The sequence below is a fragment of the Mesorhizobium sp. M5C.F.Ca.IN.020.32.2.1 genome, assembly GCF_004023105.1.
Taxonomy (GTDB): Bacteria; Pseudomonadota; Alphaproteobacteria; order Rhizobiales; family Rhizobiaceae; genus Mesorhizobium; species Mesorhizobium wenxiniae.
In genome coordinates this window covers 1-14,367 of record NZ_RZSX01000050.1, presented here as the reverse complement: position 1 = coordinate 14,367, position 14,367 = coordinate 1, and the positions used below count along the sequence as shown (strand labels likewise).

The following is a 14,367-nucleotide window of genomic DNA, read 5'->3' as shown; positions in this document are numbered from 1 at the left end:
GGGCGCACCTCCGAAGCCAAGCAGATCTTCCTGGCCGGCGAATGCGGCATCTTCACCGAATCGTCGGGCGGCCTCGGCGACATCGTCAAGTCCGGCATGAACTATGGCATCGGCCAGCTTCCCTACGACACCGACGCCAAGGGCGCTCCGCAGAACACCACGCCGGGCGGCGCCAGCCTGTGGGTCTTCGGCAACAAGTCGGACGAGCAATACAAGGGCGTCGCGACCTTCTTCGCCTATCTGTCCAAGACCGATGTGCAGGAATATCTGCACCAGAAGTCGGGATACCTGCCGGTGACGCTCGCCGCCTACGAGGCGACCAAGAAATCAGGCTTCTATGACAAAAACCCCGGCCGCGAGACACCCATCCTGCAGATGACGGGCAAGGCGCCGACCGATAACTCGAAGGGCGTGCGCCTGCCGAATCTGCCGCAGGTGCGCGATATCCAGAACGAGGAGTTCGAGAAGATGCTGGCCGGCCAGCAAACCGCTCAGCAGGCGCTCGACAATGCGGTCACGCTCGGCAACGCCGCGATCGAGGAAGCGCTCGAGAACTGACGAGATTATCTCGGTCAATCGATTGGAATCGCCCACGCGAGCTCGCGTGGGCGATTCCTGGATAGCGAGGGAAATCAGCCTGTCTCCACGCATCGTCTTTCCCAACAAGATCCTGCCCTACCTGCTGGTGGCGCCACAACTCGCCATAACACTGGTTTTCTTCTACTGGCCGGCCGGCCAGGCGCTTTATCAGTCGATGCTCAGGCAAGACCCGTTCGGGCTGAGGACCAGGTTCGTCTGGTTCGCCAATTTCGGCAAGGTGCTGGCCGATCCGGCCTACCTCAACTCGATCAAGGTCACCGTGGTGTTTTCGCTTGCGACCGCGATCGTTGCGATGGGTGTGGCTCTGCTGCTTGCGGTCATGGCCGAGAAGGCCGTGCGCGGCAAAGGCCTCTACCGCACATTGTTGATATGGCCCTATGCCGTGGCGCCGGCGATCGCCGGCATGCTGTGGCTGTTTCTGTTCAATCCTTCGATCGGCTCGTTGGCGTATTTGCTGAGAAGCCTCGGCATCGCATGGGACCCGCTGCTCAACGGCACCCACGCCATGATCCTGCTGGTGTCGGCGGCTGCCTGGAAGCAGATCAGCTACAATTTCCTGTTCTTCGTCGCCGGCCTGCAGGCGGTGCCGAAAACCCTGATCGAGGCGGCGGCCATGGATGGCGCCGGCGAGACCAAGCGCTTCTGGACCATCGTCTTCCCGCTGCTTGCGCCGACGACCTTTTTCCTGCTGGTCGTCAATACTGTCTATGCGCTGTTCGACACGTTCGGCATCGTTCATGCCGTCACCGGCGGCGGGCCGGGCAAGGCGACCGAGACGCTGGTCTACAAGGTCTACAATGACGGCTTCGTTAATCTGATCCTGGGTGACTCGGCGGCGCAGTCGGTCATCCTGATGGCCATCGTCATTGCGCTCACCGCCATCCAGTTCCGCTACGTGGAACGCAAAGTCCATTACGGTTGAGGGCAGCGATGATCGGCCAATCCCCGCTCCGCACCTTCATCGCCCATGCCGTGCTCATCCTTGGCATATTGATCGTAGCTTTTCCGATCTACTACACTTTCGTTGCCTCGACACACACGCTGCAAACCATCCTCAGGCCGCCGCTGCCGCTCTTGCCCGGCGGCCAGCTCTGGAACAATTACAGCGAGGCGCTGTTCGGCGGTATTGGCCGCATCGGCGGTGTCAGCGTCGGCCAACTGCTCCTCAACACCACGGTCATGGCGCTCGGCGTTGCGGTGGGAAAGATATTCATCTCGATTCTGTCGGCCTACGCGATCGTGTTCTTCCGCTTTCCCCTGCGCATCACCTTCTTCTGGCTGATCTTCATCACCTTGATGCTTCCCGTGGAGGTGCGCATCCTGCCGACCTACAAGGTGATGGTCGATCTCGGCATGATCGACACCTATGCCGGCCTGATCATCCCGCTGATTGCCTCGGCCACCGCGACGCTGCTGTTCCGCCAGTTTTTCATGACCATACCGGGCGAATTGGTCGAGGCGGCACGTGTCGATGGTGCCGGGCCATGGCGCTTCTTCTTCGATATCCTCTTGCCACTGTCGCGCACCAACATCGCGGCGCTTTTCGTGATCCTCTTCATCTACGGCTGGACGCAGTATCTTTGGCCGCTGCTCGTCACCAACAGCAACGATATGAACACCATCGTCATCGCGCTGAGAAAGATGGTTTCCTTCGCCGATGCCGACACCCAATGGCACCTGGTCATGGTCACGGCGATGCTGGCCATCGTGCCGCCGATCCTGGTGGTCGTGCTGATGCAACGCTGGTTCGTGCGCGGCCTGGTCGAATCCGAAAAGTGAGAAGCCGATGGCGACCGTCGATCTGAAGGACGTGAAGAAGGTCTATCCCGGCGGCGTCGAAGCCGTGAAGGGGGTCTCCATTGCCATTCCCGACAAGGAGCTTTGCGTTCTGGTCGGCCCCTCCGGCTGCGGCAAGTCCACGCTGCTGAGGATGATCGCCGGGTTGGAGACGATTTCTGCCGGTACAGTCGCCATCGACGGCAAGGTGGTGAACGCCATTGGCCCGACCGAGCGCGACATCGCCATGGTGTTCCAGAACTACGCGCTTTACCCGCATATGAAGGTCTACGACAACATGGCCTATGGCCTGCGTAATCGCGGCACGCCGAAGGACGAGATCGACAGCAGGGTGCGCTCGACAGCCAAGGTGCTGGAGCTTTCGGCCCTGCTCGACCGGCGCCCGCGCGAGCTTTCCGGCGGCCAGCGCCAGCGCGTCGCCATGGGCCGCGCCATCGTGCGCAATCCGAAAGTCTTCCTGTTCGACGAGCCGCTCAGCAATCTTGATGCCAAGTTGCGCGGTCAGATGCGGGTCGAGATCAAGAATTTGCAGCGCACGCTTGGCGTCACCTCGGTCTATGTCACCCACGACCAGCTGGAGGCGATGACGCTGGCCGACATCCTTGTTGTCATGAACGCCGGACTGGTCGAGCAAACGGGCGCGCCGCTCGACGTCTACGAGAAGCCAGCCTCGATCTTCGTCGCTTCCTTTATCGGCGCGCCGCCGATGAATCTTCTGGCGCTAACCGGAAGTTCCTCAGGCCCGGTATTGGCTGACGGGACGGCGATCGGCTTTGCGGCTCGCGAAACACCAGCCGTGACACTGGGTTTTCGTCCGGAAGATGCCGACGTGACCTTCAATACGGAGGCGCTGGCCGGTGCGCTCGTCCTGCCGGCGACAGTCGAGGCAGTCGAACCGGTCGGTGCCGAAAGCTTTCTTCACTGCGCCGCAGGCGGTAGCCGTATCGTCGTGCGCGTCTCAGGGCGCGCCGCCGCAAAGCCCGGTGACCAGTTGCGTGTCGTGGCCAAAGCCGAAAAGCTGCATTGGTTCGATCAGGCCGGAAAACGGGTCGATTGAAGCCAGCCTGCGTCCTGGCCAGCGAACCGCGCGAGGCGCAAGGCCGTTCAGGCAAACACATGCGCCTTGCCCGACACCGTCAGCCGGACGATCTCGCCAACCCCCGGTGTGTCCATGCCTGGCTTGCGCAGGATCAATGGCGTGTTGCCGATCGCGGCTGCGTCCGGCGGATCGGGACTGTTCAAGAGCCGCACCGCGATGGTGCACATCGAACCGGCGAATTCGGACTCCGTCACTTCGCCGAACAGCATGTCCGGCGTGCCCGACATGCCTTCGCGCGATGTTCGTTTCAACAGCACCTGTTCCGGCCGCAGCATGATGCGGACGATATCGCGCCGCTCGGTGCTGTCGACGGCGATGCGGCCGAGCGGCGAGTTGGCGAAGCCGTCCGCGATCTTGGCCGGCAGGATGATGGCATCGCCGAGGAATTCGGCGACCATCCTGTCCTTCGGTTTGAGATAGAGTTCGCGCGGCGTGCCGATTTGCGAGAATTTTCCATCGCGCATCACCGCGACCTGGCTGGCAAAGGACAGCGCCTCGGCCTGGTCGTGCGTGACCAGGATCGTGGTGATACCGGCGGTCTCCAGAAGTTCGGCCACCGCCTTGCGCATCGAGGCGCGCAGCCCGGTGTCAAGCGCCGAGAACGGCTCGTCGAGCAGCATCAGCCGCGGCTTCATGGCCATGGCGCGGGCCAGCGCCACACGCTGCTGTTGGCCGCCGGAGAGCTCGTGCGGCCGCCGTTTCAGGATCGCCTTGTCGAGCCCGACGATATAGGCGAGCTCGACGATGCGCTCGGTGCGCTTGTCCTCGTGATGTCGCATGCCGAAGCCGATATTGGAGGCGATGCTCAGATGCGGGAACAGGGCGCCGTCCTGCGCCACCACGCCGATGCCGCGCCGATAGGCGGGCACGGCGGCGCCGCCATTGGCCAGCACCTCGCCATCAAGCACGATGCGGCCTTGGTCCGGCGCCTCAAAGCCGGCGATCAGCCGCAGCAAGGTCGTCTTGCCGCAGCCGGACGGCCCGACGATCGCGGTGCGGCTGCCGCTGGCCACGCTGAGATCGACACCGGCCAGTGCGGCCACCGGGCCGTAATGCTTGTGCACATCGGTGAGTTCGAGGAAGCTCATCGTCCGGCCATCCGCTTAGACTGGACATAAAGCAGCCAGATCAGCGGCAGCGAGATCGCCACCATGATGAGGGCGTAAGGTGCGGCGGAGGCATAGTCGATCTCGCCGCTGTGGGCCCAGAACGCCATCGCCAGCGTGCGGGTGCCGTTGGGCGCCAGCATCTGCGTTGCGGTCAATTCGTTCATGATGCCGAGCGCCACCAGTGCCATGCCTGCCGCGGCACCCGGCGCCGACAGGCGGATCGTCGTCGACCACAGCGCCTTGAGCGGTGACCGGCCGAGACTGGCGGCGGCGAGTTCCAGCTCGACCGGCGCCTGCGCGATCGACGCCCGCAGGCTGATCAGGGCGCGCGGCAGGAACATCAGCGCATAGGCAACGAAGATCGTGAACAGGGTCTGGTAGAGCGGCAGAGCGATGCGCACGGTGATGGTGACCAGCGCCAGCGCTACGACGACGCCGGGCAACGATCCGACGATGTAGTTGCAAGCCTCCAGAAGACGCTGCAGCGGTCCCGGCGCGCGGATTGAGATCCAGGCCATCGGCATGGCGGCGATGGTGGCGAGCAGGGCGCCGGCGAGCGCCAGGAACAGGGTCTGGCCGAGCGCAAGGCCGATCTCATCGAGGCGCCAGACATCGGCACCGCCGGCAACGAGCCAGCGGCCGATGGTGACGAACGGCACGCCCAGCGCCAGCAGAGTGGTGATAACCGGCAGCAGCAGGCACGGGAGCGTGGCGCGGCCGAGTCTGGTGCGTTGCTGCTGGCGCGCGGCGCCCGAGCCGACGCGGGCATAACGCTCCTCGCCGCGCACGAGCACTTCGATCCCGAGCAGCACGAAACAGCATGTCACCAGCACCGCAGCCAGCATGTTGGCAGCGGGGCCATTGAAGGTCGACTGGAACTGGTCGACGATCGCCGTGGTGAAGGTGTCGAAGCGGATGAACACGTAAAGGCCGTATTCGGCCAGGAGATGCAGGCCGACCAGTAGAGAGCCACCGCAGATGGCGAGCCTGAGCTGCGGCAGCACCACCCGCCGGAACACGCGCCACGGCCCGAGGCCGACAGCTGCCGCGGCATCTTCGAGAGCAGGATCGAGCCGGCGCAAAGCTGCCGCCACCGGCAAATAGAGGAACGGGAAATAGGCGACGACGGAAACCAGAACGCCCGCCCACAGGCCATGCAGTCCCGGCACCAGGCTGATCCAGGCATAGCTGTGGACGAAGGCGGGGATGGCGAGTGGCGCCACCGACAGCCAGGCCCACAGGCGGGCACCGGGAAGATCGCTGCGTTCGGTCAGCCAGGCCAGCGCCACCGAGAGCACGATGCATATCGGTACCGCGAGCATCACCAAAAGCAGGGTGTTGACCAGCAGCTCGCCGACGCGCGGCCGGAAGACCAGTGCCGATACGGTTTCCCAGCCGGTCTGCACGGCAATCCAGATGATGAAGGCGAGCGGCAGCAGGGAGAAAAGTGAGATCAGGATGGCGGCAAGCGAAACCCAGGATATCGGCCGCCGGCGCGTCCATTGCCCAGCAACCATGCCGGTCGGCAGGACCGAGCGTGCAAGGTCGGCCGCAGACTGCATCAGCTCAGGCGCCGTGCCGCTGCCGCCCGATGGCGGAAACGGTCGAAGGGCCGCAAACGCGGCCAGAAACGCAGCTTGTCGTCATGGACGAATGCCACCTCGAAAAACAGAGCGCTCCTGCGGAAGCGAATTCCCGCAGGAGCGCAGTCGGTTGCCCTTTTAGGACGAACGCCGACTAAAGCAAGCCGGCTGCCGTCATCAAATCCGTCACCTTCTTGGAGTTCAGCGTCGTCGCGTCGACCTTCGGCGCCTGCAGTTCGGCCAGCGGCACCAGCGCCGGATTGGAATCCGCGTCCTTGCCGACCGCGTATTCGAAAGAATTGCCGGTCTTCAGCACGTCCTGACCACCCTTGCCGGTCACCCATTTCAGGAAGGCCTGGGCTTCCTTCGGGTGCTTGCTGGAGGCCAGCACGCCACCACCGGAAACCGAGACGAACGCGCCCGGATCCTGGTTCTTGAAATAGTGAAGCCCGATGTTCTTGCTGTTCTCACCGGTCTTGGCCTGGTCGCCGTAGTAGTAATAGTGATAGATCACTCCGCCTTCGACCTCGCCGGCATTGACCGCCTTCATCACCGTGCTGTTGCCTTTGTAGGCGGTGAAGTTCTCTTTCATCGCCTTCAGCCAGCCGGCCGTTGCGGCCTCACCCTTGAGCTGCAAAACCGCGCTGACGATCGCCTGGAAATCGGCGCCGGACGGCGAAGCGGCCCAGCGTCCCTTCCAGCTCGGATCGGCGAGATCAAGCAGCGACTTGGGCAGCTGTTCGGCGGTCAGCTTGGTTTTGTTGTAAACAAAGACGGTGCTGCGTGCGGCGATGCCCACCCATTTTCCGCTGGACGGCTGGTACTCCTGCGGAACCTGGGCCAGCGTCTCGGCATCGACCGGCGCGAACAGGCCGGCGGATTCGACCAGCACCATGGCGGGGGAGTTTTCCGTCAGGAACACGTCGGCCGGCGACGCGGCGCCTTCGGCGACGATCTGGTTGGAGAAATCGCTGTCACCGCCGTGGCGAACGGTGACCTTGATGCCGGTTTCCTTGGTGAAACCTTCAACCCAAGCGTCGGTCAGGCTTTCATGCTGGGCATTGTAGACGACGATGCCGCCGTCCTGAGCCATTGCCGGGCCGACGATCAGGCTGATTGCAAGTGCCGCGGCACCGGCAAGGGCGGAAAGAGCATATTTCATGGACGTTATCCCTCTCGATCTCAATGGTCTTTGATTTAGCAAGACTGCACCTATCAATTCCTGATCGGTGTAGTCAACATTGATGAACGGCGCAATCGGGCGCTGGAGGTGAAACCTTCGTGATATTCCCATATTTTGGCTTGGACATTATTCGCCGGCCACGTAACAAATCAGCGCCGAGGCGCGAATATCGGGGAGTGAACTCTTGTGACCGGCAACGATGAGGCCGAGCTTTCCCGGCTGATGCGGGCCGCGATCGCGGGAGATGAAAAGGCTTACGCCGACTTTCTGCGCCGGACGGCTGCTCTCGTTCGCGGCTTTATCAGGCGCAAGATCGTTCAGGGCGGGGTCGATCCCGAGGACGTCGTGCAGGAAACCTTGCTGGCCATTCATGTGAAACGGCATACCTGGCGGAAGGATCTGGCCGTGCTGCCCTGGGTCTACGCCATTGCGCGCTTCAAGCTGATCGACGCCTTTCGGCGGCGCGGGCGGCGCATCGAGATCGAGATCGACGAGATCGCCGAGACCTTCGCCGAACCGGAGGCCGAGACGGTCAGCGAGCGCGACATCAATCGGGCCTTGGACGGCCTGCCGCCGTCGCAGCGTTCCGTGGTCTCGTCGATATCGGTCGAAGGCCGTTCCATCGGCGAGACGGCAGCGAAGTTCGGCATCAGCGAAACGGCGGTGCGCGTGTCGCTGCATCGTGGGCTCGCAACCATTGCCAAACAGTTCGGGGTCAAACAATTCGGGCGGGCCAAACAGTTCAAGCGGGAATGACATGAAGACGGACGATCTCATAAGGGCGCTCGACGCCGATGCCCACAGCAGGGCGATGCCGCTTGGCTCGGCCTGGTGGGTGGCCGCCGGTGCGGCTACGGCGATCGCGGCGGTGGTTTTCTGGCTGGCGATCGGCCCACGCACCGACATCGCGACCGCCATGCATACGATGCGCTTCCTCGCCAAGTTCGCCTTCACGACTGCTCTGGCCGTCAGCGCCTTCGCCTTGATCCGCGTCCTGTCGACACCCGGTGCATCGACGAGCAGGGCGGCGGCCTGGATGATTGCCGCACCGCTGCTGGTGGTCGTTGCGGTGGTGCTGGAACTCCTTTCCGTGCCTGCAGCCGACTGGGGGACGCGTCTGATCGGCAGCAATCTGGTGATCTGCCTGACATTCATCCCGCTGATCGGCATCGGTCCGCTCGCTATCTTCCTAGCGGTGCTGCGCTATGGCGCGCCGACGCGGCCGGTGCTTGCCGGAACGGTGGCGGGCCTGCTCGCTGGTGGGCTGGCGGCAACTTTCTATGCCGCACACTGCTTCGACGACTCGCCGCTTTTCGTCGCCACCTGGTACACGATCGCCATTGCCATCCTTGCCGCGCTCGGCGGGCTCGGCGGGCGGCTTTTTGTGCGCTGGTAGCGACGGCCCGCGATCGGAGACGCTCTAAGGTCAAAACTCATTCATTTCTGAACGACCTAGTTCGACCGGTTGCGGAAGTTCGTTCGCCCGTGCCGAATTCACGCCCTTGACCCGATAACGACCTTCCTGACATCGCGCTCCAGCGCCGTGATCACTCGGGATCAGTTCGACTCGCCGCCGCGGGGACAATGAGACCTTGGCATGCGACATGGCAGATACTGTGGGCTGGACAAATCATGGGCCGGCCGCATTCCGCCCCGATCCGGAACTCGGATTGGGACGCTTTGACAAAGCGCACGTGATTTCGTCGCGTGAGATACCAATGTCGTTAAGAATGTCATCCGGTGACCGGCTCAACCCGTCTGTTATCATCCACATAGCTTTTCGCTCGGCGCGAAGGCGGAACCATCCGCGAATGTAGCCAATGGTGCCATTATGAAAACTTGTCCACATCGAAGTCATTCCTTAATCACCTGCTCGAACACACGGCACGGAACGGCACTGGCGGTATTCACCGCGAGAAGGACCGGTTACGTCGCATCAATTCCGAACTTATCGGTCTCGTCCGGCTGGGCGCCTCGCGGCGGCAGCGACTGCAACCGCGCCGGCGAGGGTTAAAAACTGATTGTTTTTCGTAACCTAGTTCTGTTTCCTTTCAGCGATGATGGTTCATCAAGCGATCAAGATGACATGCATAAGTTGTGCCGGCCGACAACATAAGGCCAGAACCATCATCTTCTTCTACAAACAATTGCTATGCTAAGTTTACGGTGCGTGAGGTCGCGCTCAAACACAACGAATATATATTTCAAAGCTAATTTTCTAGCTTTAGCAAGCTATATTTTAACGGCAAGCTTGACAAATCCACCGCTAACCTCTCGGTGCTCCACCCAGGGTGGTCAAGAGACGTTCGGCAAAAACGGGTTTGCGGGCCAGGGCCGCTTCGGAGCGGGCGGCGGATGCTTCGTTCCTTCTCTCACTGCTTGCGCATGGGCGTTTGTCGCTACGCTATCGGCCTGCGTTGTGCTATACTTTTTCTTTGGCTTCTTTCGACGGGATGGAGATGTTCGCCCTGTCAACCTTGACGCGGAGAAGCATTGGCGTTGCTCTTGTCGGTTGCGCGTTCCTCGCGCCGGCTGCCATGGGAGCGGGAGATTCTGAAGATGTCGCGATGGGAATCCGCCTTGCGGAATTGCTTCGCGCTGGGCGAAGTGTTGTCTCCAACTATCAGACACTAATCAACGATCCCGCACTTGGCGACAAGCACCTTGACAGCGAGCGGTTTGCGAGCGAGGCCATCGCCGTTTACTCAAAAAACACCGGCCAGGACCCGTTTTCCGGCGAATTGACCAATCGCGACCGGCGTCTGCTTGAGGCCCAGATTGGGGCTATGCGGGAGGTGGTGGACGAGCAGCAAGATGACATCAACCGCGCGGGGATCGGGTTCAAGGGCTTCGTGCCGGCCGTTTTCGCGCGTCTGTTGAATGAGAAATTCGCCGCCAAGGTTGGCAACGAGGCTCTGGTACGCGTGACTGCGCCCGAGCAACTCGTGCGCAACCGCAAATCTCTTCCGGACGCTTGGGAAGCCAGCATCATCGTAAGCGTCTTTTCAGATCCGAAGAGAGCAAAAGGCGAAGCCTACACGGATGTGACCGAGGTGGAGGGACGCCCGGCATTTCGAATGCTCCTGCCCGAATACTATACGGAGTCGTGCCTTTCCTGCCACGGCGAGCCGAAGGGCGAGATCGACATAACTGGATATCCCAAGGAGGGCGGAAAAGCCGGCGATCTGGGGGGCGCAATCAGCATCGTCTTGTTCAAATGAGCGTCCTGGAACAGACACCCCACGAGGTGGAAGCCCTACCGGCGCCGTCGAAATCCCTGGGACATCGCCTTGCCAGTCTGCCGATCGCGGCCCGCGTAGCTGCACTGACAGCGGCCGGCCTCATCAGTCTCATCGTATCTTCCATCCTTCTCACGCAGGCGCTTTATCGCAGTGCCGACCGCACCGCAGACACAAAGGCATTGTTCGATCTCGCGGCGACTGCGGCTGCGGCGCACGTGACCTTTGGCGAATTGCGATACTGGCTCACCGATTTGTCGGTCAGCTTGCTAATGAACTCCCAGCGGAATGCCGAGCAGGCGCGTGAGCGACTGCTGGACCAACTGGACGGCCTTTCGAAATCATCCCCCGATGCAGTGAGGGAAATCCGTGTCGAGATCGATGACTACGTCAAAAGGGCACTAGAGGCGGCGGACAGCTATACTCAGGATAACCGCATCATTGGAAACGCTCTCCTGGCCGAGGCGCGAACACACAGCACGAATGTCGATGCCGCCCTTAACAAACTTGTCGAGCAAGTGAGCGCCGAGGCAGAAGCTGCTCGTAACGAGGCTGTAAGGCTAGCCCAGAAAACCGCGACTACCGCTGCCATTCTGGTGGTCATCGTGCTGTTGATTGGGTCGCTTCTTACGATCCTTGTTCTTCGCTCGATCATTGGCCCGTTACGGCGGCTGAACCGGGTCATCGGCGAACTGACGCAAGGACGCTACGATATTGAAATACCGATTGAGGGAGGCGACGAACTCGGCGCAATGTCGCGGACGCTTCGACTTTTTCGCGCGGGCGCGATTGAAAAGAAACGACTGGAAGACGAGGCGGAGCAGCAAAGACGGACGATCGCAGCGGCGCTTGAGGCAATTTCTGACGGATTTGTCCTATTCGATCCGCAGGACAGGGTCATCCTGGCCAACAGCAAATTTTGCGAATTCTTCCCTGACCATGCGCGAGCTTCTCTTCCTGGGCAAAATTTCCAAGAAATCTTGGAGCAACGCCTGGCGGGCGGGCAAGTCGACCTTGCGGGCGCGTCGCCGGAGGAGTGGATTGCCCAGCGGTTACACATTCACAAGGACCCGGCGGGCTTCGTCGGTGAGGATCGCTTCGGCGACAGATGGGTTCGCGTAAGCAGGCGAAAAACGCCTGACGGCGGCGCGGTCGCCGTTTACACCGACATCACGGAATTGAAACAGAGACAAGACGAACTCGAGCGCGCCAAGAGCCGTGCTGAATCGACGAATGAAGCGAAGAGCCGCTTCGTCGCATCCGTCAGCCACGAACTGCGTACGCCGCTGAACGCGATTATTGGCTACAGCGAGATGCTGATCGAAGATGCGAGCGACCAGCACATGGTGGAATTCGTTCCGGAACTGGAGAAGATCGCCGCGGCTGGTCGCCATCTCCTGGCGCTCATCAACGACATCCTCGACTTGTCGAAGATCGAGGCGAACAAGATGGAAATTTTCTTAGAAACGTTCGACGTCGCCGATTTGATGCGCGACGTCGGGGCCACAGTCGCGCCTCTGATGGCGAAAAACCGAAACGGTTTCGTACTGGACCTCGAGGACGACCTCGGGAAAATGCATTCGGACCAGACGAAGTTGCGTCAGAACCTTTTTAACCTGCTCAGCAACGCCGCCAAGTTTACCGAAGGGGGTCGAGTAGCACTCGCGGTGCGTCGTGACAGGCGACCAAACGGCGATTGGCTGATATTCAAAGTGTCCGACACCGGGATCGGGATGACGTCGGAGCAGCAGGAACGGCTCTTCGACGCTTTTACGCAGGCGGACGCATCCACCACTCGCAACTATGGCGGAACGGGGCTTGGCCTCAGCATAACCCGGAGTTTTAGCCGAATGATCGGAGGCGTTGTAAAGGTCGAGAGCGAACTCGGAAAAGGCTCGACCTTCACAATGGAGATTCCAGCCGAGTTCAAAAAAGAATCTAGCGAGCAACACCCCTCCGAAGCTGTGCCGTTGCCGCCACGAGACAAGGCGGTTCTGATCATAGATGATGAACCAGCCGCCCGAACCGTCATCGCCAGCGCTTTGGCGGAGGCGGGACTGGCATCGTTCGAAGCAGCAAGCGGCGAGGAAGGAATAGCCGCTGCTCGAGCGCATCGCCCCGCGGCGATCATTCTCGACATCATCATGCCGCATCAGGACGGCTGGTCAGTGCTGCGATCTCTGAAGAACGATAGGGAGCTTTGCGAGATTCCTGTGATCCTTGCGACTATACTTGCAGATCGCGAACTCGGCCTCTCACTCGGGGCGGTTGAATACCTGACGAAGCCGATCGACACCGAGAAGCTGATTCGAACAATTGAGGCTTGCGGCGGTGGCAACCGCGATGTGCTTGTAATTGATGACGACCAAGCCTCCCGCGATTTCCTTCGGCGTATCCTGATCAAGAAGGATTGGCGGGTTCACGAGGCAAGCGACGGCGTGCGCGGCCTTGGCCTGATGAAACGGTTGTTGCCGCGCCTGGTGGTGCTTGATCTGCTGATGCCCGAAATGGACGGGTTTCAGACATTGAGTGAAATGCAGCAGACGCCCGAACTGCAGAACATTCCGGTGGTCGTAGTTACCTCGAAAGATCTGTCGATGAACGAGCTCGAATGGCTCCGCGATAGGGCGGTTGCCGTTGTGACCAAGGGCGCGAACAGCAGGTCTCAATTGGTCAAGGCGCTCGAACGCCAGATTTCCGCGGCCGAGTAGGTTGGCCCGGCATCTCAGTTCGTTGACCCATCGTTAGAAGAGGCCGAAGATGACGAGAATCCTTCTGGTGGAAGACAACGAAATGAATCGCGACATGCTCTCGCGGCGGTTGTCGCGGCGTGGGTTCGAAGTGCTTATTGCGGAAAACGGACAATCCGGCGTGGAACTAACCATTTCGGAAAGACCGGATCTGATCCTTATGGATATGAGCCTGCCCGTGATGGACGGATGGGAGGCGACACGGCGGATCAAGGCTGATCCGGCCACCTCGGGGATCCCTATAATCGCGCTTTCTGCGCATGCTATGACCAGCGATCGGGAATTGGCGCTTGAGGCCGGCTGCGATGACTACGACAGCAAGCCGGTGGACCTGCCGAGGCTTGTCCAGAAAATCGAACAATTGCTTGCCGCAAATCCGTGAGCCGCCGAGTCGGCGGATTGGAGACATGACTGCCAACGAGTTCCAACGCCACGCAATAGCCGCCCATCTGGCGCAGACGCTTGCTGGACCAGCACGGGCAATCTCGGGATTTCAGGAACTGCTGCTAGAACAGGTGCAGAACCACAGTCTGGTGCACATCACTCCAGATCTTGAGAGGGTCGGCGCCGCTGCCCGGCAATTGAACAGCCTCATCGACAGCTTGATCCATGGCAAAGCCGACTATCCGGACCATGCAGGGCGCGAGATCGAGGCGAAACTGCGCCACGATTTGCGAACACCACTCAACGCGATTATCGGCTACTCCGAAATGATCCTTGAAGAAGCCGAAGAATTGCACGAACACGCATTGGACGAAGATGTCAGGGTGATGCTCGCGGCTGCGGCCGAGCTGTTGGCGCATGTCGATGCAATTGCCGGCCTATCGCGCGCCAGCGACAACGAAGGGCTGTGGACGACGGATCAGGCAGAGATCGATGCAGCAGGGCTCGAAAGGGCGCTGGGCAAGACGGAGCGCGATGCATTCTCAGGACGCAACGGTAGAATACTTGTCGTCGACGACATCGGCAGTAACCGCGATCTTCTCTCGCGCCGCTTGCTGCACGAC

General features: G+C 61.0%; 13 protein-coding genes. 10 read left to right on the top strand and 3 right to left on the bottom strand.

Annotated elements, in window-relative coordinates; translation table 11 throughout:
* From EOA86_RS04335 to EOA86_RS04320, 4 genes are all read left to right on the top strand, one after another.
* Nucleotides 1-558, top strand: a 558-nt coding sequence (locus EOA86_RS04335) for an extracellular solute-binding protein (protein ID WP_128340808.1), incomplete at its 5' end; no start/stop codon positions are given.
* Between the two features lie 79 nt (nt 559-637).
* Nucleotides 638-1,522 carry a sn-glycerol-3-phosphate ABC transporter permease UgpA gene (ugpA, locus tag EOA86_RS04330; RefSeq protein ID WP_127210614.1) on the top strand — a complete coding sequence of 295 codons (885 nt, stop codon included), beginning with the start codon at nt 638-640 and terminating at the stop codon, nt 1,520-1,522.
* A gap of 8 nt (nt 1,523-1,530) precedes the next feature.
* Nucleotides 1,531-2,379, top strand: coding sequence for a sn-glycerol-3-phosphate ABC transporter permease UgpE (ugpE, locus tag EOA86_RS04325; protein ID WP_128340807.1), 849 nt, complete (start codon nt 1,531-1,533; stop codon nt 2,377-2,379).
* Between the two features lie 7 nt (nt 2,380-2,386).
* The gene (locus EOA86_RS04320; RefSeq protein ID WP_128340806.1) at nt 2,387-3,454 is read left to right on the top strand and encodes a sn-glycerol-3-phosphate import ATP-binding protein UgpC; all 1,068 of its coding nucleotides are present in this window, start codon (nt 2,387-2,389) and stop codon (nt 3,452-3,454) included.
* Nucleotides 3,455-3,501: 47 nt separating this feature from the next.
* On the opposite strand, the gene EOA86_RS04315 is transcribed toward EOA86_RS04320, so the two are convergent.
* From EOA86_RS04315 to EOA86_RS04305, 3 genes are all read right to left on the bottom strand, one after another.
* The gene (locus EOA86_RS04315; protein WP_128340805.1) at nt 3,502-4,584 is read right to left on the bottom strand and encodes an ABC transporter ATP-binding protein; all 1,083 of its coding nucleotides are present in this window, start codon (nt 4,582-4,584) and stop codon (nt 3,502-3,504) included.
* Nucleotides 4,581-6,122, bottom strand: a complete 1,542-nt coding sequence (locus tag EOA86_RS04310) for an iron ABC transporter permease (RefSeq protein ID WP_245497126.1) — start codon at nt 6,120-6,122, stop codon at nt 4,581-4,583. Before EOA86_RS04310 ends, EOA86_RS04315 begins: the two co-directional genes overlap by 4 nt.
* Nucleotides 6,123-6,342: 220 nt before the next feature.
* A complete protein-coding gene (locus EOA86_RS04305; protein WP_128340803.1) occupies nt 6,343-7,350 on the bottom strand; it encodes an iron ABC transporter substrate-binding protein in 1,008 nt (335 codons plus the stop codon).
* A gap of 207 nt (nt 7,351-7,557) precedes the next feature.
* Here EOA86_RS04305 and EOA86_RS04300 point away from each other — a divergent pair, with 207 nt between their 5' ends.
* From EOA86_RS04300 to EOA86_RS04275, 6 genes are all read left to right on the top strand, one after another.
* Nucleotides 7,558-8,127: a sigma-70 family RNA polymerase sigma factor gene (locus EOA86_RS04300; protein ID WP_128340802.1), complete on the top strand. Its 570-nt coding sequence runs from the start codon at nt 7,558-7,560 to the stop codon at nt 8,125-8,127.
* Between the two features lies 1 nt (nt 8,128).
* Entirely contained in the window at nt 8,129-8,767 is a 639-nt protein-coding gene (locus tag EOA86_RS04295) for an NrsF family protein (protein WP_128340801.1), read from the top strand.
* 1,063 nt (nt 8,768-9,830) lie between these two features.
* Complete coding sequence (locus tag EOA86_RS04290; protein WP_095518094.1) at nt 9,831-10,592, top strand: DUF3365 domain-containing protein; 762 nt, start codon at nt 9,831-9,833, stop codon at nt 10,590-10,592.
* On the top strand, nt 10,589-13,321 hold the full coding sequence (locus tag EOA86_RS04285; RefSeq protein ID WP_128340800.1) for a response regulator: 2,733 nt from the start codon (nt 10,589-10,591) through the stop codon (nt 13,319-13,321). The genes EOA86_RS04290 and EOA86_RS04285 overlap by 4 nt, the downstream gene beginning before the upstream one ends.
* Nucleotides 13,322-13,370: 49 nt before the next feature.
* Nucleotides 13,371-13,742 carry a response regulator gene (locus EOA86_RS04280; RefSeq protein ID WP_031255744.1) on the top strand — a complete coding sequence of 124 codons (372 nt, stop codon included), beginning with the start codon at nt 13,371-13,373 and terminating at the stop codon, nt 13,740-13,742.
* Between the two features lie 25 nt (nt 13,743-13,767).
* Nucleotides 13,768-14,367 (top strand): histidine kinase dimerization/phospho-acceptor domain-containing protein (locus tag EOA86_RS04275; RefSeq protein WP_281035629.1); only part of this gene is annotated, 600 nt, incomplete at its 3' end.